We start from the raw sequence: 17,621 nt of genomic DNA on the forward strand, positions 1-17,621 counted from the left end.
TTAATGACCACAGACTACTCTTCATTGTTACAAACCCTCTTTGGATTTCCATCGTTTCGTAGTGGTCAGCAAGAGGTTGTAGATAGTCTGCTTAATCAGCGCTCATCACTTGCCATATTTCCCACGGGTTCAGGTAAGTCGCTGTGCTATCAATTTGTAGCAACACAACTACCACATCTAACCTTAGTAGTGTCGCCGTTGTTGGCATTGATGAAAGATCAGCTCGCCTTTTTACATAGTAAAGGCATAGCTGCCGCCAGCATCGATTCAACACTAACCGCTGAACAAAATAAGCAAGTCATGAACGACGTACGTTCTGGTGAATGCAAAATACTCATGGTGTCGGTAGAGCGCTTTAAGAACGAACGTTTTAGGCAGTTTATAGAGTCGATTCAAGTTTCAATGTTAGTAATTGATGAAGCCCACTGTATCTCTGAATGGGGGCACAACTTTCGTCCTGATTACTTGAAACTACCAGCCTATCAGCAAGAATTAAACATTCCCTTAGTGTTACTGCTGACTGCGACGGCCACTAAAAAAGTGAAGCTTGATATGGCACGTCGGTTTAATATTGCGACAGATAATATTGTTCAAACGGGATTCTATCGGCCCAACCTTAATTTGAATGTACTGCCGGTTGTTGAGAAGAATAAAAACCAAGCCTTACTGGAAGAACTTCAGCGCCAGCAAGGCGCGGGTATTGTATGCGCGGGTATTGTATATGTAACGTTGCAACAAACCGCCGAACAAGTCGCACGGTTTTTAAAACAAAATGGGGTCGCAGCAAGCGCTTATCATGCCGGACTAGACAGCGATATTCGCCAAAACATTCAACAAGATTTCATGGTGAACAAGCTACAAGTGGTAGTGGCCACTATTGCTTTTGGCATGGGCATTGATAAATCTGATATTCGTTTTGTTGTACATTACGACTTACCCAAGTCTATCGAGAACTACAGCCAAGAAATTGGTCGAGGTGGCCGCGACGGACAAAACGCAAACTGCACTGTGCTGGCCAACCTAGATGGCCTAGTGACTATTGAAAACTTTGTTTATGGCGATACGCCAGACAAATCCGCTATTGAACGGGTAATTAAAGACATTGCCAGTCAAGCTCCTGAGCAAAGTACTAGTGCCTCACACGGCGGCGCAAGTGGCGGTACGTATCAATGGGAAACCCAAATAAATAGCTTGTCGACCTTAAGCAATATTCGTCAGCTACCGCTTAAAACCTTGCTAGTACAACTAGAACTCGCCAAGGTTATTCGCCCTTTATACGCCTATTTTGCTGAGTTCAAATACCGTTTTAATACCGACAAAGCCGACATTCTCAACCTATTTAGCAAAGAGCGAAGCGATTTTCTAAACGCCGTCTTCACCCATACCGATATGAAAAAAGTATGGGGCGTAGTGAATTTCGACAGTATTTTTGAGCACTACGGGGCTGAACGCGCAAGAGTAGTAACGGCATTAGAATATTTACACGAACACAATCATATCGAGCTAGCGTCGCGGTTAATTACCGATGTATATGAGGTTAATCAGCAAGCACTGTTAGCAGATGATTCACCCAATAGCCTAGCCGAAAACCTCGCCCACTATTTTGCTGAAAATGAACGTAAAGAAGTAAAACGTATTGCCGCCTTAGTACGGTTCTTCGAGCTTAACACCTGTTTAAACTATAACTTATCGGCGTATTTTGATGACCAACAGGCGCCAAAAGAATGCGGCCACTGCAGTGTGTGCAATGGTAAAGTGGCCAAATTAGACTATTCAACGCCTATCCCCCAGCCAGATAAAGAACAAGTAGCCCAGGCGATGGCTGCCCTTAATACTCACCTTGAAGGTAAGTTTAACGAAACCATCACTGAATCTATCTATTGCCGTTTTTTAACCGCCATGACCATGCCTTTATTTACCCGTTTAAAAGTAAGGCAAGTTGCAGGGTTTGGCAGCTGCGAGTTTTGCAGATATGCGGATGTGAAAGCCGTTGTTAGCGAGATTTTAGATGAAGGTGCTAGGCCTTAATACCTGTTATCCCTAATATCTGTTACTCTACGCGGCAAATATGCGCGGCATATAATCTCAGTTACATCGTGTATCAGTTACACCGAGTCTCAGTTACACCGTGTCGCAGTATCACCGTGTCGCAGTAACACCGCGCCGCCCAATTCGTATACTTGCATAAAAACGCTACCTAAAAGTGCTAGCACCAAATAACAATAGTGCGGGCGCTACATAAAGATAAGTATAAAGATTAATAAGACTAGCGTTAGGCCTTACATAACGCGCTCAGCAAAATACTCAGGATTACCATGGCTCTTAAAGCAACCATTTTTAAAGCGGATATATCAATTACCGATATGGATCGCAATTACTACAATGAGCACAATTTAACGATTGCTCGTCATCCCTCTGAAAACGATGCACGTATGATGCTTCGTATTGTTGCTTTTATTGTGAATGCTCATGAACAGCTGCAGTTTACAAAAGGGTTATCTGACGACGAAGTGCCAGACATTTGGCAAAAGGACTTCAGCGACGTAATAGAACTGTGGATTGAGTTGGGCCAACCGTCCGAACAACGCATTAAAAAAGGCTGCAATCAAAGCCAGCAGATGATGATTTATGCTTACGCAGATAACAGCTTCGATGCTTGGTGGAAGAAAGAACAAAACAGCCTACGCACAAGAAAGAACTTATCGGTTTTCACCTTGCCAGAAAGCCTTTCTACCTCGTTAGCTAATGCCGTAGACCGTTCAATGCAAATGCAAGTAACGGTGCAAGATGGCCAAATTTGGCTAACTATCGAAAGCGCTGGCAAGAGCGAATGTATAGAAGTGGAAATTGAAAAGCATTTGTAATTTTTCTAACGGTGCCGAATAGATAGCCGTTAGATGCTGTTCTGGCCGACATAATGTTGCAATAAATACCTAATAACATGATTGGTTATGATTCTTCTATATATATATCCAAGTGAAAATACTACTAATTAACTTGCCGGAGTCCATCGACCGACTCAACTTGTTTACGCAGAGCGCAAAACACTATTCAGCTGAATTTTCAGTCATAACGGCAATTAAAGGCTCGTCAGATAATGTTATGCACCAAGGATATTCAAAGCGTGCTAACAAGCTAAATTACTATAAAAAATTAACCTTAGGGGAAATCGGCTGCTTTCTTAGCCACAGAAAAGCCTGGTCTTTTATTGTCGAGCACAAGCTAGCGTTCGCCGTAGTACTAGAAGACGATGTGATGTTCGAGCATAGCTTTCAACAACTAGATAAAGTAATAGATAAAATCAACGAGCCTTGGGACTACATAAACCTTAACGAAGTGCATGAGAAACGTTCTGCGACAACCGTCTTCATGTCTGAAGGTGTTTCTGTGGTCAAATATAATAAATTACCTATTGGCGCTTCTGCACAAGTCATTTCCTATAGTGGCGCTGAAAAGTTGCTAAAATATACAGAATCTTTTTCTAGGCCCTTGGACGTTGAACTTCAATGGTTAGCAGTAGATAAAATAAAAGCTTTAGGTATTAAGCCTTACCCGTTTAAAACAAGAAAGCTACATAGCGACATTGACCAATTTGGTAGAAGAAATAGTGTAAGTGGGAACCCTGTTGTGAAAGTTTTTAATCTAATAAAATTCCAGGCTCACCTTTTTAAACATTTCTGCCTCAATTTTTGGTTTTTAAATCATTGAGAAAAGCCTAAACACTCTCTTAAATACCCTCACTTAAATGCACTCCACTTTGATAAGCACAACTTATCTCCCATTTCTGACAACATACTTTTTTTAGTACCACTTCCATTGTTTTCTTCTGACATTTCTTTATTAGCCATTATAGGCTGTTCACCCACGATTGAACGTGTGCTGCCAGCGCGAGAATTACCAATCACAAATTTAGTCATGTTGATTTTTATCGCGCTAAAGCATGCGCCAAACCTGCTCGTTTTCATGTTCATTTCGCCAATCCCTTTTCGACATAATTTCGTAAGTTTTTCCTCATTCGGTAACGTAAGTGTCGCGATTAACCCTTTACTTCACCAACGATAAAAACTAACTTAAGAGATAAGCTGAACTTATATAATAATGATCAATGGACAAACGATTACGATGGCTGAATAACCTGCTTTGTTTTGAAGTAGCCGCCCGGCATCAAAGCTACAGCAAGGCGGCAGAAGAGTTGTATATTTCACAAGCCGCGGTAAGCCAACAAATGCGGCAGCTAGAGTCTAATTTAGGCGTTAGCCTGTTTCGGCGGCAGTCGAGAAAAATGCTATTAACTGGGCCGGGCAGAACGCTTTATGCATCCTGTGAGAAGGGCTTTAGTGAAATCGTAAGTGGTTTGAATCAAGTACATGAAGAGCCCTTGGAAGGCAGTTTAACCGTTACCTCCACTCAGGCTTTTTGTGCATTGTGGCTTATGCCCAACTTATTCGAGTTTTTTAATCAGTACCCCACCATAAATATTAATATTCAAGCATCTAATCGCATTGAAAGCTTACATAAAGGTGATATTGATATCGCCATTCGCTTCTCAACCTCTAGCACAGCGGCCAAGGATGACAGCCTTATTGTACAAAGGTTCGGTGAAAATGGCGTAGTGCCCGCCTGCTCCCCTGAGTTTCAAACTCAAATGCAGCTGCATAGCGTTAAAGACATGTTGGGGGCACGCCTACTCGCACTTGCAGGAGAAGAGAAAGCAAGTTGGGAAGCATACTTTGAACACAGCAAAATTAATCTTTCAAATAAGATACTAAGAAAGACGGTGGTATCTTCGAGCGATCTTGCCGTTAGCGCAGCACTGGCAGGCCAGGGTGTTATGTTAGCTTCTGATGTTATGATTGGTCAGTATTTGAAATCAGGGCAATTGGTGGTACCCATTGATATTCCCCATCCAGTGCGCTGGAAATCTCATTTTGTATATCTAAAGAACTCACCAAAACAACAACGCATAGCGCATTTCTGTGAGTGGCTTACAGAAAAAATGGCAAACCATGAAGCACTACAAACGTAAAAACAGGTTAAAACCGCGTTAGCCGACGGTGAAGATATTCATTTTCTTCCGTCAGCTTTTCTTTTTGTTTCAGTAACTCAACAATCATCGCTACCGCTACCCAATCCAACTCTAATTGAGAATATAGCGTTATGGCTTTTTTGACCCAACGAACACTGCTGGTATCGAACATCCAGTCGTTCTTATCGTCGCCAGAAACAGGTTCAGCTATCCCGTAATCAATAACTTCAACTATCAATTCTTGGTTTAACCGTTCAACTTGGCAAAGTTCTTCGAATGATATTACTAGCAGCGTATCAACCATTTTCTTTACTCCATTGTGAGCGAGGGTCGTCGTGTTTTAATTCCGCTAGTTGTTGCCATAATACGTTGTCTTCATCACTGGATGTGTTTGGTATAACGATTTTTAAAACTGCAATCATATCGCCAACGCCGGTTTTCATTTTAAGCCCTTTACCCTTAACCCGTAATTTTTGGCCTGTTTGACTATTTGGCTTGATATTTAAACTAATTTTGCCGGTCAACGTTGGCACTTCAACCTTGCATCCCAGTGCTGCTTCCCACGGTAAAACAGGTACAGTTAGAACAAGGTTATGCCCTTCAACATCAAACAATGGGTGCGGTACTAAACGTATGTGTAAATAGAGATCGCCATCTCTACCTTGCCCCTGCCCTTTGCCACCCTGGCCTTTAAGCCTAATCCGCTCTGAGTCAACCACGCCGACTGGTATTTTAACTTTAAGGGTTTTATTGACGTGTTTTATCTGGCCGTTTTCTAGTGATGGTACCGAAAACTGAATTGTTTTTGGCGCTTCTGAAAACAAATCTTCAAGGAATACTGGCACTTCAATCTCAGCATCTTGGCCGTGATTGCTAAACCCTGAAAAATCATCTGCTTGATGACTACGCGGCCCCTGATTAAAACCACCGCCAAATACGGAATTAAAAAAGTCTGAAAAGTCCCCGCCAGTGTGAGCACCATTGAAATCATTATTGCTCTGCCAGCCTGGTGGCGGTTGAAAATTATCGTGTGAAGTAGCACCATATTTTTTCAATTCGTCATATTCAGCTCTGCGCTGCGGATCTTTAAGCACCTCATAAGCTTCAACTAATTCTTTAAATTCTTCATCGGAATTACTGTCAGGCTGCATATCTGGGTGCAGCTTTAGGGCAAGCTTACGATAGGCTTTTTTTATTTCCTTTAAATCAGCATCTTCTTTAACACCAAGGATCTGATAATAATCTTTAAATTCCATTCAATGATGCTCAGCGTAGTGACTATAAAGTACTTAATATAGCGGATGCCGATAAAGTATCGTTTGATATTGATCAAATATCGTCAGGACTGCAAAAAACGGGGAAGGTTATGATTAACGTTGTATAGGAAGTTTGGCTTCAATTTAGGCTAAAAATGAAGGGGGCTAATGCAATGTGACCCGCACAAAAAACGCAAACCTGATTTAATCATCAGGCCCTTCTACAGTAAAGACCAGGTGTCTTCGCATATCTTTTAGAATAACCCCTTTTTTCACCATGGCGGCGCTTAATCGCTTTCGCCATTTTAATAATTCCGGTTCCGCGGCGGCTAAGGATTGTTCATCTTCAAACTGAAAGCGCAGTAATAAAGAACTTGGGAACATCTCGTATTTCATATCAAACCAGCACTGCACCATGCCAGGAATTTCAGCGCGCCCTTGCTCTTCAAGCATGTTCGCGACATCAAGGACAAGTGCTTGTTGTTTAATTTGCACTTTAGAAAGTTTTTTCATCGATAGGGTCCATCTTAGGGGCTAACGTTCGCAGACGCTAAACTTAAACGAAAACCTAGATAAATACCAAGAAAGCAGAGCTAATCAACAAAAAACTTAAAGCAAAAAGTTCACTATAGAATAGTTTTAACACGCCTTTTAGTTGCGCAAACAATAGCTAAACCCAATATCTTACAAACTCACCGAAACAACCTAACCAACTGAATTAAATACACTTACCCATCCCGTAAGTCTCACTTCATGACGTATTTTTAAACCGTTAAGTTTCCGTAAGTTCTTTTTCGTAGGATCCGGCAATACTCACTCCAACACCAATCGCTCTATAGATGCAGATTGCTGTCGCTTCACGATGGATTGGTAATTTCCCCCCTACTTTAAGGAATGAACATGAAACAGTTAATGCTAGGTTGTTGTGCAATGATCTTGGTGTTTCCTGCTTGGGTAAGCGCAGTTACACAAACAGACAATCACTATGCTGCCAATAAAAGCAATGGCTATATTGCCTACATGAGTGAACCAGAAACCCTGGTTATCGAGCAGGGAAACAGCACTTTGAAACGTGAAGTTCACCTGCCCCGAGTTCATCAAGCCGCTGAGTTTAGTTGGTCGAATGACAATCGCTACCTAACCTTTACTACCCATAAGCAGCACCTGTGGCTATATGATTTACACCTTGCCACGCTTCGGCTTATTGAGTCGATGCCAAGCACAGCACCTGAAAGCAAATACTCACCCCAATGGTCAAACGCAGGAAATTGGTTGCTATTTATTTCGCACAACCAAACGGAAGCTCGCCCTCGCGTTTACTCCCCATTACGTAAGCACAGCTATGCCTTGCCCATGTCAGCCGATGATTTCAGTCATATTGCGTGGGCCAATCACAGTAACGAAATAACCTTATTGGATTTCGTTGGGAAGCGTGAACGCCTTGCCTCTTTTAAGTTATTTGGCATCACCCTGACCGCCACTGATGCTCGCAGTTTAATGGCCTTAAAAAATTAACCTAGGCCCTAAATCTAATATCGAAAAATTGATAGAAAAGGAAACGATAATGAAAAACGTCATTAGAAAAGCTGCCTTTAGCCTAGTACCTGCAGTGCTCTTATTCGCTACTGTGCAAGCGGCAAATTTTAACGAATTGAACAAAGTAGGTGTTGTGAATAACAACCTAGATACGCCCCGCCAGATGGTCATTTATAACAGCGACCAAACTAAGTGCTTGTCGACATACGGCCATAACCGTAAGAGTACTAATGTATTAAATTATGAAACCTGCCGTGTAGATGGTTACGATACCTGGACAATAACAAGCTCAGGCAAGATTAAAAATCAACGTAGCGGAAAATGCCTTACTTCGCCTCAAGGCAGATGCACCTTAACGCTTGCTCGATGTAATACGTCTATTAAACGCGGTTACACCGCCTACAACTTCGTTATTCTGAATCACCTAGACGTTCCCACAAATAGCGGTATCGAAGTAGCCCAATTAGATTAACTGTGGCGTCTTATCCCCTGCCGCAATGCTGTTGCGGCAGGGCTCCACCTACTTAAAACCTTAGAATCGATGAATAGTCTTGCAAACTCACCCGCTCGGTTTAGACTTATACATGGCAAATTGAAGACCCGAAAAAATGAAACATCAAGGGGTTGGAGTTCAGTCTGTCTTGGATATGGGATATCTGTAGACATGAGCGAAACCTTTCAACTTGGTGACTGGGAAGTCAATACTTCGTTAAATTCCCTGTCTCGTGATAACACATCTGTTCACCTTGAACCTAAGATGATGGACGTGCTTGCCTATCTGTCAGCCCATGCAGGCGAGGTGATTAGTACCGAACAATTGCTTATCGAATTTTGGCAGGGCACTTTTTATGGCGATGCCCCAGTCCAGAAATGTATCGCCATGTTGCGCAAGAAGCTTGGCGATAATTCAAGGCAACCTTCATACATAGAAACCGTTCAGCGCCGAGGTTATCGCATTATTGCGAATGTGGTGCTATTAGACGAGCGTCAGCGGTGGGGCAATCTTCAAAAACTCAGCCAATGGACCCAAGGCTCACCCTATCGGGGGCTACAAACCTTTCAGCCCGAACACGCGGCGATATTCTTTGGACGCAATAAAGCAATCGCAGAAGTGGTTCACCATCTTAATCAGGCAATGGATGATAACTTCAGCTTTTTACTATTAATGGGAAAAAGTGGCAGCGGAAAATCATCACTGTTACGTGCGGGGGTTATTCCGTTTATTACCCGAAGTGAAGGTTTAGCGGGTATAAAAGTGCAGCACTACACAGTTATCACCCCCACCCGCGGCAAAGCTAGCAGTATATTCAGGCAGCTATTAGGTGCCCTTAATGATATGAGCATGCTGGTTGATACTTGGAATTTAGACGCGCATGCCTGTGACCTAAGCCAGCACCCTTCCCATCTAAAAGCCCTGCTTAAAGAAAGTGAGAGCATAACTGAATTGAATGATGGCGCGACCTCAACTCACTCAGTAGCGCGCCCCCACAACCTCATTGTTATCGATCAGTTTGAGCAAGTGTTGCAAGACTCAAGCTTGTCGAAAGAAGACGCGGCTAGCTTAATGAGCTTTTTAACCGTGCTTGTAAAAACTCAACGCCTTATTCTAATTGTGTCGTTACGAAACGACTTTTATGCCAACAGTATGGAATTAGTAGGATTCGCACGGCTCAAAGACGAAGGCCAGCAATACGACCTTCAACCTCCTAACGCCACCGATATAGCCCGTATGATACGCCTGCCAGCGCTTTCTGCAGGCCTAAGCTTCGAAGAAAACGTACAAACTGGAGAAAAACTCGATGAGGTTTTGCTAGAAGCAGCGATTGGTCACCCCGATGCGCTGCCCTTAATGGAGTTCACTCTAGACTTGCTCTACCAGCGCCGCGACAAAGAGAACACGTTGCTGTTTTCTGCCTTTGCCAACATTGGCGGTTTAGAAGGTGCAATAGCACAACAGGCCGAAACCACTTATCAAGGTATGAGCGAAACGGCTAAAGCAAGTTGGAAAAGCGTGATGCACGAATTGGTGACCATTAACGATGTGAATCAAACCGGCTTAATTGCTAGAAAAGTACCCATTGAGCAGTTTAGTGACGAGAACGATTTAGCCTTTATTCAGCAGTTTGTTGATGCACGATTATTCGTTACCGAATCAGACCTTGGTGCAAATGAACTTACTTATAATACATCAGCCCCTGATGCGAAGAGGAATAAGCGTGTTTGCGTTGCCCATGAAGCCTTATTAAAACACTGGGATCGCATTACCGACTGGGCACAAAAAAATCGTGCGGCTTTACTAAAAAGAACGGAGCTCAATACCGATTGCAGCCGCTGGTTAAATGCGGGTAAACCTCAAGACATGTTACTGCCCTCTGGTAGAAAGTTAGACGACGCTCGCTGGATGGCAAAGCAACCCCACTTGCACTTAACACCGCAGGAAACATTATTCATTCACCTTTCTGAAGGCCAGCATAAAAAAACGCAGCGCTATAAAACGTCGGCCATTGCCGCCCTGGCGATATTGGCTGTGTCCACAACGGGGTTGGCCATTTATAGCAATAATCAAACTCAACTCGCTGTTGAACAAACCCACCAAGCACAGGTACTTCGAAACAAAGCTGAAAGCTTAGTAGATTACATGTTGGGCGACTTACGCAGCCAGCTAGAGCCCATAGGGAAACTGGACGTGCTCGAAGGTGTTGGGCAGAAAACATTAGATTATTATGCAGGTATTGAAACCGGTGATGGGCTAAGGCAAGCAAACTCGTTGAAGCTTTTAGCCGAGATAAACATTAACCGAGGAGAGTTTGAACATGCCGGTGAACAGTTATCTCAAGCGTTAAATATTTTAAATAAACAGGACGCAGAGCAGCTAAAAATACAAGAAACAGCACCGAATGGCATTGCATCAGCAAACGCGTATTCACAAAGTACAACGCAAACTAGCGAGCAAGTGTTGTTCTTAAAAGGGAACATTCACTATTGGATTGGCGTCATCGCCTACTTCAAACAAGACTATACCACTACCATCGAAGAATGGACAAAGTACCTTAACTATTCACAACAACTGTTAGTGCTTGATGAGCTAAACCCCAAATGGATGTTGGAAGTAAGTTCGGCTCAACACAATATTGGTAGTTTAGCGCTTCGTATTTCCCAGTACGAAAGCGCCAGCCAAAATTTTCGTGACTCCATCGCTTTAAAACGCAAAATGTTAATCTCGCAACCTAACCATAGTGAAGTACAAGCCTCGCTGCGGGGTTCTTTGTTAGGACTAGTAGCAGTGCCCTTTCAAACTTTTGAATTCAATGAAGCAGAAAAATTGGCAGAAGAAGCCTATACCCTTGCGGTTAAATTACTGCTCGAAAATCCTGACGACTACAACATTGTCTATCAAACTTTGTCATCCGCTAATTTGCTAATACAAGCGCAAATGTCCGTTGGCAACAAATCAGGTGCTGATAAAACAATAACCGACGGTGTCATGCTGGCGCAGAAACTGGCTAAACAAGAACCCGAAAATGAAGCCTGGATGACCAAAGTTGCGACATTAATGTTCTTCTATTGGGATTATTATTTGCTCTTCGACACAAAAGACAGCCCCCCTAATCCAGCACTACTTAACCTTACTCGCGCTGCTTTTAACAAAACCAAAAACCTGCCTATAAAACAGAAAATTTACAGTGTGAAATTGGGTTTCGAAAACCGCGAAAATTCAGAGGTGATGACAGATATTGCCCAACCATCCCTTGAGTTCAATAGTGAATCCACCCCGCGTCTACTGTGGGAGTTACATTTAAAATGCCGCAACCACCCCTGCACCATTGGTGAGGATATACGAAAAGAGGTTGGGAAAGGTGAACGTAAAAGCTTAGCCCTCACGCATTTTACGTTAGCGAACACCGAGAAACCGTCGAACGATATGAATGCTTCACTAACTGAATTCTATTTTTTACTTGTGTCATCTAAGCGAAGTGCGGCTAGAGATGTGCTATTGAGTCTGGAAAAGCAAGGGTACTTACATCCCCAATTAACAGACGCAATTAATCGCGCTAAAGACGACACTTAAACCCTGAAAGGAGCTTCAGATGGAACATGATGATCAATGTCGTAAAATAGCTTATAGCTACACCTTAAATTTATCAGTATTTACTGACAATTTATTGGAGCAAACGCTGAAAGAAGGCGAAGGTACTGCAGAAGGCGAAACCTACTTTTTTAAGTATGAGGGGAAAGGCTTTTCAAACGGAATATTATCAATACCCCAAAGTTATTTTGCCGATGGGGACGTGAGGATCACTATCTTACTGAATCAAACTGCATCAGCTCACAAGCACGGACCGGCGGGCTATAAATTTGCCTGGATCCATGCACGCCGAGCGGGTGATAAAGAAGAATATGTAGGACGGGGGCAGAGATTCGAAATGGAAAGCTGGCAAAATGACAAAGTTTCATTTCTGTTAACCGGTAAAATGCAATACAAAACGACTAAGGGCTGGGTAAACGTAAACACCTGTGAGTTGGCGCTAGATGTTTGGGTACACCACACCTACCGCTCGCAATTAACCAAGGAATTTACTGTAGATAAAATTAACTGCGACCCACAAATTGAAATTCAACCCTCTTAATGAATCAGTGAGTTCAAAAGTAAGTGGGGTCATAAATACTCTTTACACTTTGACGAATATTTAGGCTAGACTGGAACCATCAAATATTAGTTATAAATAGGCTAGCAGCATAATCTAGTTTAGCGCTAATAGATGAATGTAACATTTTCACTAACCTTAACATTTGCACTAAATTCGGCAAAAGGAGTTTTACCATGAAAAACAAAGCAATTGCGTTAGCATTATTACTGTCTGTAGTAGGTTGTTCTGAGTCTAATAAAGAGGCAACGGAAGAAGCCAAAAAAGAAGCCATGATGGAAATGGAGAAGGCTGGCGACGAGGCAGCTGACGGCTACGAAGAAGGAAAAGAAAAAGCAGCTGATGCTTGGGATGAAACTAAAGACTCTGCATCAAGTACCTATGAAGATGGTAAAGACATGGCTTCTGATGCTTATGAAGACGGCAAAGACATGGCTTCCGATGCATATGAAGACGGCAAAGATATGGCCTCTGACGCGTACGAAGATGGTAAAGAAAAAAGTGCTGACATGATGGATGCTGGTGCTGAAAAAGTGCGTGAAGCATGTATCGCGATGAAGGAAAAAATGGGTGGTGACGTAAGCGAGTGTGATAGTAAAGACTAACTTACCGCCCCCAGCATTGTGTGTTTGCTACACTTTTTTACCAAACGCACAATGCTTTTCCCCTTATTCAGCTAATGACTCAATCAATTCGCCAAGCAACTTTATACTTTGTGTACGAACTTCCTGCGAGCCATCAATAAAATTGAACCGCAAACAATTTCGATATTTTCCAGTCGCTGAAAACATTTGCCCAGGGGCAACATAAATACCATGCTCTTTGGCTTTATCAGCCAGTTTAACCGCGTCGTATTTCGCATTTAATTCAACCCACAGTACGTATCCGCCTTGCGGATAACTTACGCACGTATCTTGTGGAAAATAGCGTTTAATATCAGCGCGAAGTGCGTCTCGTGCACTCAAATAATAATGGCGCATTGCCCGTATGTGCTTATCGTAACCGCCTTGTTCGATATAACTTGCTATGGCGAGCTGAGGCAATGTGGGGCACATGGAGCTGCTAACATACTTCGCATGAAGTACTTTGTTCCTGAAACTTCCAGGCGCTATCCACCCCACCCTAAACCCTGGTGCTAAGGTTTTGGAAAATGACGAACACAATAAAACCCGACCATCCTCATCAAACGATTTAACCGTTTTGGGGCGCGGGTAGGAATACGCGATGTCTCCGTAAATATCATCTTCAATAATGGCGACATCGTATTCTCTTGCCATATCGTAAAGTGCTTTTTTCTTATCATCGGGCATAACAAAGCCCTGAGGATTATTGACCGTTGGTGCTACCAATATGGCTTTTACCGGCCATTGATCTAGCGCCAGTTTCAATGCATCTAAACTCAGGCCAGTTTCAGAGTCTGTAGGTATTTCTAGTGCTTTTAAATTCGCACCTTTTATGGCTTGCATGGCACCGTAAAAGCCCGGTGACTCAACCACTATTACATCCCCTGCATTGGCCACCGCACGAAGGCATACCGATAATGCTTCTTGGCAACCTGATGTAACGATAAACTCATCCGACTGCAGTCTACAGCCCGAGGCAGCAGTAAGCCTGCTAAGCTGTTTTCTAAGGCTCTGATCACCTTTCACATCACCGTACACCATGCCATCAAGCGGCCTGTTCTTTGTTAACTCATGCAGGCGTTTTGTTAGTGGCTTTAGGGTTTTTGCGGTCATGTTAGGCATGGCGTGCTGGAACTGACATCGCGTTTCAATACCACTGTCTTTGTTAAACGTATTCAACAGCATGTTGAGTACATCTTCCCACTGAGACACATCCATCGGCCGTTGCGGCGGCTTAGTCATTTTGGGCGTGTTATTCAATGTGGTATTTGACGATACGAAATAGCCTGATTTAGGCTTCGCTTCAACGTACATTTGAGACTCTAGAACCCGATAGGCTTCTTGTACTGTAGCGATACTAACGTGGTGCTCTTTAGACAATTGCCTTACCGAGGGAAGTCTATCTCCTTGTTCAAATAGCCCACGATCTATTTGCGCTTTTAGTTCACAAGCAAGCGACTCATACAGTGTCATTCATTCTACTCGATACAGACAAAAACCATACAGATAACTATACCCTAACCTATCGCTATAACTTACCATACAGTTGCAATAATAAATGAGCATACAGTCATTGTTTCCTCTCATCTGTATGGCATATTTTTAGGGCTTTTGGCCCTAATACATACAAACTTTTAAATGTACCATTCTGTAGCGTTGTTTAGTAACGCCTATAAATTTGCAACTCAACCGTCGCTTATTGGCTTAAATAGAAGATTAGAGAAAAGGACCACCATGGAAACTTCGTTACTTTTTGCACTCGCTACCTTTGCTTTTGTTAGTACAGTAACGCCCGGGCCTAATAACTTAATGCTATTGGCATCTGGGGCGCAGTATGGTTATAAAAAATCGCTTCCACATATGTTTGGTATTGTTGTGGGCGTTGCAGGCTTAATGATAAGTACGCTGATGGGCGTGGGCGCACTTTTCACATTATTTCCCGCCTTGTATACCGTACTAAAAGTACTAGGCATAGCGTATTTGTTGTGGCTGGCCGTTAAAATTGCCACTGCCCCAACTGATGAAATTGAAATCAAGAAAACCACCCGCCAAGGACCACTAAAATGGTGGGAGGGCGCACTGTTTCAATTAATTAATCCTAAAGCGTGGATGATGGCATTGGCTAGCGTAGGCACATTTTCGGTTCCCGGTGAACACTACGCAGAATCGGGGCTTGCTATTGTTATGGCTTTTGCGCTTATTGGATTTCCGTGTATTTCTATTTGGGTCGCAGTTGGTGCAAAAATAAAAATTTGGCTTAGCTCGCCCATGCGCAGAAAGCGCTTCAACTTCACCATGGCAGCCGCCACGGCTGCTACATTGTTTTTGATTATTTAAAATAGGGAAGTGACGTGTGAGTATGTTATTGACTAGACGATGTACTCCCCCACGCTAACGCTCTGCTTAAAATGGTTTAGCCGCTTTGGGTTGCAAGTAAGCTAAGGATAACTTGCTACGGCTAAACCCGTTTTAACAAGCACTAAGGCGCGAAAAAGAAGCCTTTATCTACCCCACTAAAATTGTTTTTATGGTTCAACAAGTACTTTTTGTTCTTCGCGCCATCTATCAATCGTAAGATATTGTTCTGCGAGTCCTTGTTAGCCATGTTGCTAATACGAAACTTCAACTGCGTTACATTTTCTGGCATGCCCAGAATTTCAAAGATAAACACCGACAAATGATCATCGAGTTTTATTTTGCCCTCGCCCAAACGCAATTGGCTTGTGGTCACTTCTTGCGTTTTTTCACCTCGGCTAAAAGCCTTCACATCAAAGGCTTGTTTAATGTGGGCCACTAAACGTTGCTTATAAGCGGTGCTGCCTTTTGGTATTGCCTTGAGCTTAGCTTTATTGCTACTGCTGGCAATAAGCGATTGATCTATACCGTACAATGGCGTCATCACTTCATATATCCAGCGACCATCATCTAAATGGCGAATTTGAAAAGTGGCAATATTGCTATCGTGCGCATTACTTACGCCTGAAAACATCAATACACCAACCAATAAGATAAATTTAACTTTTTTACGCATATGCAGTACCCATAAGCCTTATGCCGATATATTTAAAGGCATAAGGCATCAACCCTTTACGTTTTAAACAGTGATGGCGATTGAACAGTCATGGTCATTGAACTGTAAAATCGTTTCTATCGACGTAACTTCCCATCAAACAGACCGGTACCGTTGGCGCCCCCGTTTCTAAGGCGTGGTAGTGGTATGCGCCATCTGGGAACTCTTCCGTGGCATGAGTATGACCATTACACTCATCAGTAGTGGCTACATCAGCAGGAAGGGTATTGGCGCCGTCAATCAAATCGTAAGCGGCGTAAATAGGAAAACCGTCTTTCGCTAAGCCAGCAAACGCCGCGTGATCTTCATATTCAATATAAGTATTGGTACAACTAATGCCGTACAGATTCGTGAAATTGTATTCTGGTGCATCGAACACGGTATTGATAGATTGAGGAATAAAGTGCCAGTGATAATATCCGGCAGGATCGGCATGTCCACCGCAATGATCTAACGCGGGGATATTTCCGCTACCCGTGCCACCAATACCGGCTTCAGCAGTCGTAACACTAGGCGGATCGCCTTTAATTGGAATACCATTAATACCTAAACCGATACTGCCAACGGTGGGAATATAATACGCTTCAGAGCGAAATTCTGGGGTGACGGGTATTAAATAGGTTACTGTTAAACTTGAATCGTATGAAAGGAAAACTTCACAGTAATTGCACATTTCGTCAGTGCTGTAATGCACATAAATGAGTGGTGCCTTAGTAAGATATGATGACTGCAACGTCGGATAAATACCTCCACCATAGCGACATTCTGGCGTGAGCACTTATCGGTAGCGAGAGCACTTATAGGTAAGGGTTTTCGCCCATAGCAACGGCAACGCAAAACAATCGCAAATCTAATTCTAACTGATGGTATTGCGGCTCCATATAACAGCAAAGTTGATAGAAACTTTTGTTATGGTCTTTTTCTTTAAAGTGAGCGAGTTCATGTACCACTAGCGCTTTTAATAAAGGCTCGGGGGCGTGCAATAAGTCGCTGTTAATGGCTAAGTCATGCTTACGTGTTTTGCCCTGCATTCGATAGGTATGTGTACCCAACGCATTCGTGACCATATCACCTTGCTTTTTAAACGCCGCCCGCCCAAAAGGTGGCGCGTTTTTTATGTAACGGTTTTTTAGGTCGGTTGCATAATTATAAAGTAACTTGTCGGTCGTTATAGTATGCACATTGGGGTACTTTTTAACGAGGTAATGGCTTAACTTATTTTCGGCTATTAGTTGCAGTGCTTGCTCAACAACGGTCTGTGGGTAGCCATTAAAATATCGTGCGTATTCACTCACTTTACTTTCTCCTTAGTACGCACAATTATAAAGGAATTCAAAAGTAGGGTTTAAGCCTTTTTTGGAATTAGGGTCGGAATGAGGGTCAGAGTCTGAGGGATCCCCACGAATTTAATTTCATGTACCTCCACCCCAGGCTTCGTCTACTAAGGAGCTGTACCACTCGAGT

18 protein-coding genes are annotated in these 17,621 nt (G+C 43.0%); 10 read left to right on the forward strand and 8 right to left on the reverse strand.

Annotated elements, in window-relative coordinates:
- The first annotated feature begins 3 nt into the window (after window positions 1-3).
- The 3 genes from J5X92_RS19895 (at window position 4) to J5X92_RS19905 (ending at window position 3,708) form a co-directional block, all read left to right on the forward strand.
- Window positions 4-2,028: a RecQ family ATP-dependent DNA helicase gene (locus J5X92_RS19895; protein ID WP_208806370.1), complete on the forward strand. Its 2,025-nt coding sequence runs from the start codon at window positions 4-6 to the stop codon at window positions 2,026-2,028.
- A 287-nt stretch (window positions 2,029-2,315) separates the two neighbouring features.
- Window positions 2,316-2,864 (forward strand): YaeQ family protein, encoded by a 549-nt coding sequence (locus tag J5X92_RS19900; RefSeq protein WP_126871575.1) that lies wholly within the window; start codon window positions 2,316-2,318, stop codon window positions 2,862-2,864.
- A gap of 112 nt (window positions 2,865-2,976) precedes the next feature.
- Window positions 2,977-3,708, forward strand: coding sequence for a glycosyltransferase family 25 protein (locus J5X92_RS19905; protein ID WP_158306757.1), 732 nt, complete (start codon window positions 2,977-2,979; stop codon window positions 3,706-3,708).
- 29 nt (window positions 3,709-3,737) lie between these two features.
- Here J5X92_RS19905 and J5X92_RS19910 read toward each other — a convergent pair whose 3' ends face one another.
- Entirely contained in the window at window positions 3,738-3,971 is a 234-nt protein-coding gene (locus J5X92_RS19910; RefSeq protein WP_208806371.1) for a hypothetical protein, read from the reverse strand.
- A gap of 134 nt (window positions 3,972-4,105) precedes the next feature.
- On the opposite strand from J5X92_RS19910, the gene J5X92_RS19915 reads away from it, so the two are divergent.
- A complete protein-coding gene (locus J5X92_RS19915; RefSeq protein ID WP_208806372.1) occupies window positions 4,106-5,026 on the forward strand; it encodes a LysR substrate-binding domain-containing protein in 921 nt (306 codons plus the stop codon).
- Window positions 5,027-5,033: 7 nt separating this feature from the next.
- Here the strand turns inward: J5X92_RS19915 and J5X92_RS19920 are convergent, their stop codons facing one another.
- The 3 genes from J5X92_RS19920 to J5X92_RS19930 form a co-directional block, all read right to left on the reverse strand.
- Entirely contained in the window at window positions 5,034-5,330 is a 297-nt protein-coding gene (locus J5X92_RS19920) for a chaperone modulator CbpM (protein WP_013783053.1), read from the reverse strand.
- Window positions 5,323-6,282 carry a DnaJ C-terminal domain-containing protein gene (locus tag J5X92_RS19925; RefSeq protein WP_013783052.1) on the reverse strand — a complete coding sequence of 320 codons (960 nt, stop codon included), beginning with the start codon at window positions 6,280-6,282 and terminating at the stop codon, window positions 5,323-5,325. The genes J5X92_RS19920 and J5X92_RS19925 overlap by 8 nt, the downstream gene beginning before the upstream one ends.
- Window positions 6,283-6,486: 204 nt before the next feature.
- Window positions 6,487-6,795, reverse strand: a complete 309-nt coding sequence (locus J5X92_RS19930; RefSeq protein WP_013783051.1) for a hypothetical protein — start codon at window positions 6,793-6,795, stop codon at window positions 6,487-6,489.
- A gap of 387 nt (window positions 6,796-7,182) precedes the next feature.
- Between J5X92_RS19930 and J5X92_RS19935 the strand changes: the two genes are divergently transcribed.
- The 5 genes from J5X92_RS19935 to J5X92_RS19955 all read left to right on the forward strand — a co-directional run bounded on the left by J5X92_RS19935 (window position 7,183) and on the right by J5X92_RS19955 (window position 13,069).
- Window positions 7,183-7,797: a hypothetical protein gene (locus tag J5X92_RS19935; RefSeq protein WP_013783050.1), complete on the forward strand. Its 615-nt coding sequence runs from the start codon at window positions 7,183-7,185 to the stop codon at window positions 7,795-7,797.
- A 49-nt stretch (window positions 7,798-7,846) separates the two neighbouring features.
- Entirely contained in the window at window positions 7,847-8,290 is a 444-nt protein-coding gene (locus J5X92_RS19940) for a ricin-type beta-trefoil lectin domain protein (RefSeq protein WP_208806373.1), read from the forward strand.
- A gap of 192 nt (window positions 8,291-8,482) precedes the next feature.
- The gene (locus tag J5X92_RS19945) at window positions 8,483-11,887 is read left to right on the forward strand and encodes a winged helix-turn-helix domain-containing protein (RefSeq protein ID WP_208806374.1); all 3,405 of its coding nucleotides are present in this window, start codon (window positions 8,483-8,485) and stop codon (window positions 11,885-11,887) included.
- 19 nt (window positions 11,888-11,906) lie between these two features.
- Window positions 11,907-12,446, forward strand: coding sequence for a hypothetical protein (locus J5X92_RS19950; RefSeq protein ID WP_013783047.1), 540 nt, complete (start codon window positions 11,907-11,909; stop codon window positions 12,444-12,446).
- Between the two features lie 194 nt (window positions 12,447-12,640).
- Window positions 12,641-13,069 carry a hypothetical protein gene (locus tag J5X92_RS19955; RefSeq protein WP_013783046.1) on the forward strand — a complete coding sequence of 143 codons (429 nt, stop codon included), beginning with the start codon at window positions 12,641-12,643 and terminating at the stop codon, window positions 13,067-13,069.
- A gap of 63 nt (window positions 13,070-13,132) precedes the next feature.
- Here the strand turns inward: J5X92_RS19955 and J5X92_RS19960 are convergent, their stop codons facing one another.
- Window positions 13,133-14,560, reverse strand: a complete 1,428-nt coding sequence (locus J5X92_RS19960; protein WP_126871568.1) for a PLP-dependent aminotransferase family protein — start codon at window positions 14,558-14,560, stop codon at window positions 13,133-13,135.
- 261 nt (window positions 14,561-14,821) lie between these two features.
- On the opposite strand from J5X92_RS19960, the gene J5X92_RS19965 reads away from it, so the two are divergent.
- On the forward strand, window positions 14,822-15,424 hold the full coding sequence (locus J5X92_RS19965; protein ID WP_041452715.1) for a LysE family translocator: 603 nt from the start codon (window positions 14,822-14,824) through the stop codon (window positions 15,422-15,424).
- A gap of 142 nt (window positions 15,425-15,566) precedes the next feature.
- Here the strand turns inward: J5X92_RS19965 and J5X92_RS19970 are convergent, their stop codons facing one another.
- The 3 genes from J5X92_RS19970 to J5X92_RS19980 all read right to left on the reverse strand — a co-directional run bounded on the left by J5X92_RS19970 (window position 15,567) and on the right by J5X92_RS19980 (window position 17,452).
- On the reverse strand, window positions 15,567-16,118 hold the full coding sequence (locus J5X92_RS19970; protein WP_013783043.1) for a hypothetical protein: 552 nt from the start codon (window positions 16,116-16,118) through the stop codon (window positions 15,567-15,569).
- Window positions 16,119-16,212: 94 nt separating this feature from the next.
- Window positions 16,213-16,851, reverse strand: coding sequence for a YHYH protein (locus J5X92_RS19975; protein WP_126871567.1), 639 nt, complete (start codon window positions 16,849-16,851; stop codon window positions 16,213-16,215).
- 103 nt (window positions 16,852-16,954) lie between these two features.
- On the reverse strand, window positions 16,955-17,452 hold the full coding sequence (locus tag J5X92_RS19980) for a YgjP-like metallopeptidase domain-containing protein (protein ID WP_013783041.1): 498 nt from the start codon (window positions 17,450-17,452) through the stop codon (window positions 16,955-16,957).
- Window positions 17,453-17,621 lie beyond the last annotated feature (169 nt).

The sequence above is a fragment of the Alteromonas sp. K632G genome (assembly GCF_017653625.1).
Lineage (GTDB): Bacteria > Pseudomonadota > Gammaproteobacteria > Enterobacterales > Alteromonadaceae > Alteromonas > Alteromonas naphthalenivorans.

Coding starts and splice junctions, on each gene's coding strand:
- J5X92_RS19895 (WP_208806370.1), top strand. CDS start 4: ATGACCACAGACTACTCTTCATTGTTACAAACCCTCTTTGGATTTCCA.
- J5X92_RS19900 (WP_126871575.1), top strand. CDS start 2,316: ATGGCTCTTAAAGCAACCATTTTTAAAGCGGATATATCAATTACCGAT.
- J5X92_RS19910 (WP_208806371.1), bottom strand. CDS start 3,971: ATGAACATGAAAACGAGCAGGTTTGGCGCATGCTTTAGCGCGATAAAA.
- J5X92_RS19915 (WP_208806372.1), top strand. CDS start 4,106: ATGGACAAACGATTACGATGGCTGAATAACCTGCTTTGTTTTGAAGTA.
- J5X92_RS19920 (WP_013783053.1), bottom strand. CDS start 5,330: ATGGTTGATACGCTGCTAGTAATATCATTCGAAGAACTTTGCCAAGTT.
- J5X92_RS19925 (WP_013783052.1), bottom strand. CDS start 6,282: ATGGAATTTAAAGATTATTATCAGATCCTTGGTGTTAAAGAAGATGCT.
- J5X92_RS19930 (WP_013783051.1), bottom strand. CDS start 6,795: ATGAAAAAACTTTCTAAAGTGCAAATTAAACAACAAGCACTTGTCCTT.
- J5X92_RS19935 (WP_013783050.1), top strand. CDS start 7,183: ATGAAACAGTTAATGCTAGGTTGTTGTGCAATGATCTTGGTGTTTCCT.
- J5X92_RS19940 (WP_208806373.1), top strand. CDS start 7,847: ATGAAAAACGTCATTAGAAAAGCTGCCTTTAGCCTAGTACCTGCAGTG.
- J5X92_RS19945 (WP_208806374.1), top strand. CDS start 8,483: ATGAGCGAAACCTTTCAACTTGGTGACTGGGAAGTCAATACTTCGTTA.
- J5X92_RS19950 (WP_013783047.1), top strand. CDS start 11,907: ATGGAACATGATGATCAATGTCGTAAAATAGCTTATAGCTACACCTTA.
- J5X92_RS19955 (WP_013783046.1), top strand. CDS start 12,641: ATGAAAAACAAAGCAATTGCGTTAGCATTATTACTGTCTGTAGTAGGT.
- J5X92_RS19960 (WP_126871568.1), bottom strand. CDS start 14,560: ATGACACTGTATGAGTCGCTTGCTTGTGAACTAAAAGCGCAAATAGAT.
- J5X92_RS19965 (WP_041452715.1), top strand. CDS start 14,822: ATGGAAACTTCGTTACTTTTTGCACTCGCTACCTTTGCTTTTGTTAGT.
- J5X92_RS19970 (WP_013783043.1), bottom strand. CDS start 16,118: ATGCGTAAAAAAGTTAAATTTATCTTATTGGTTGGTGTATTGATGTTT.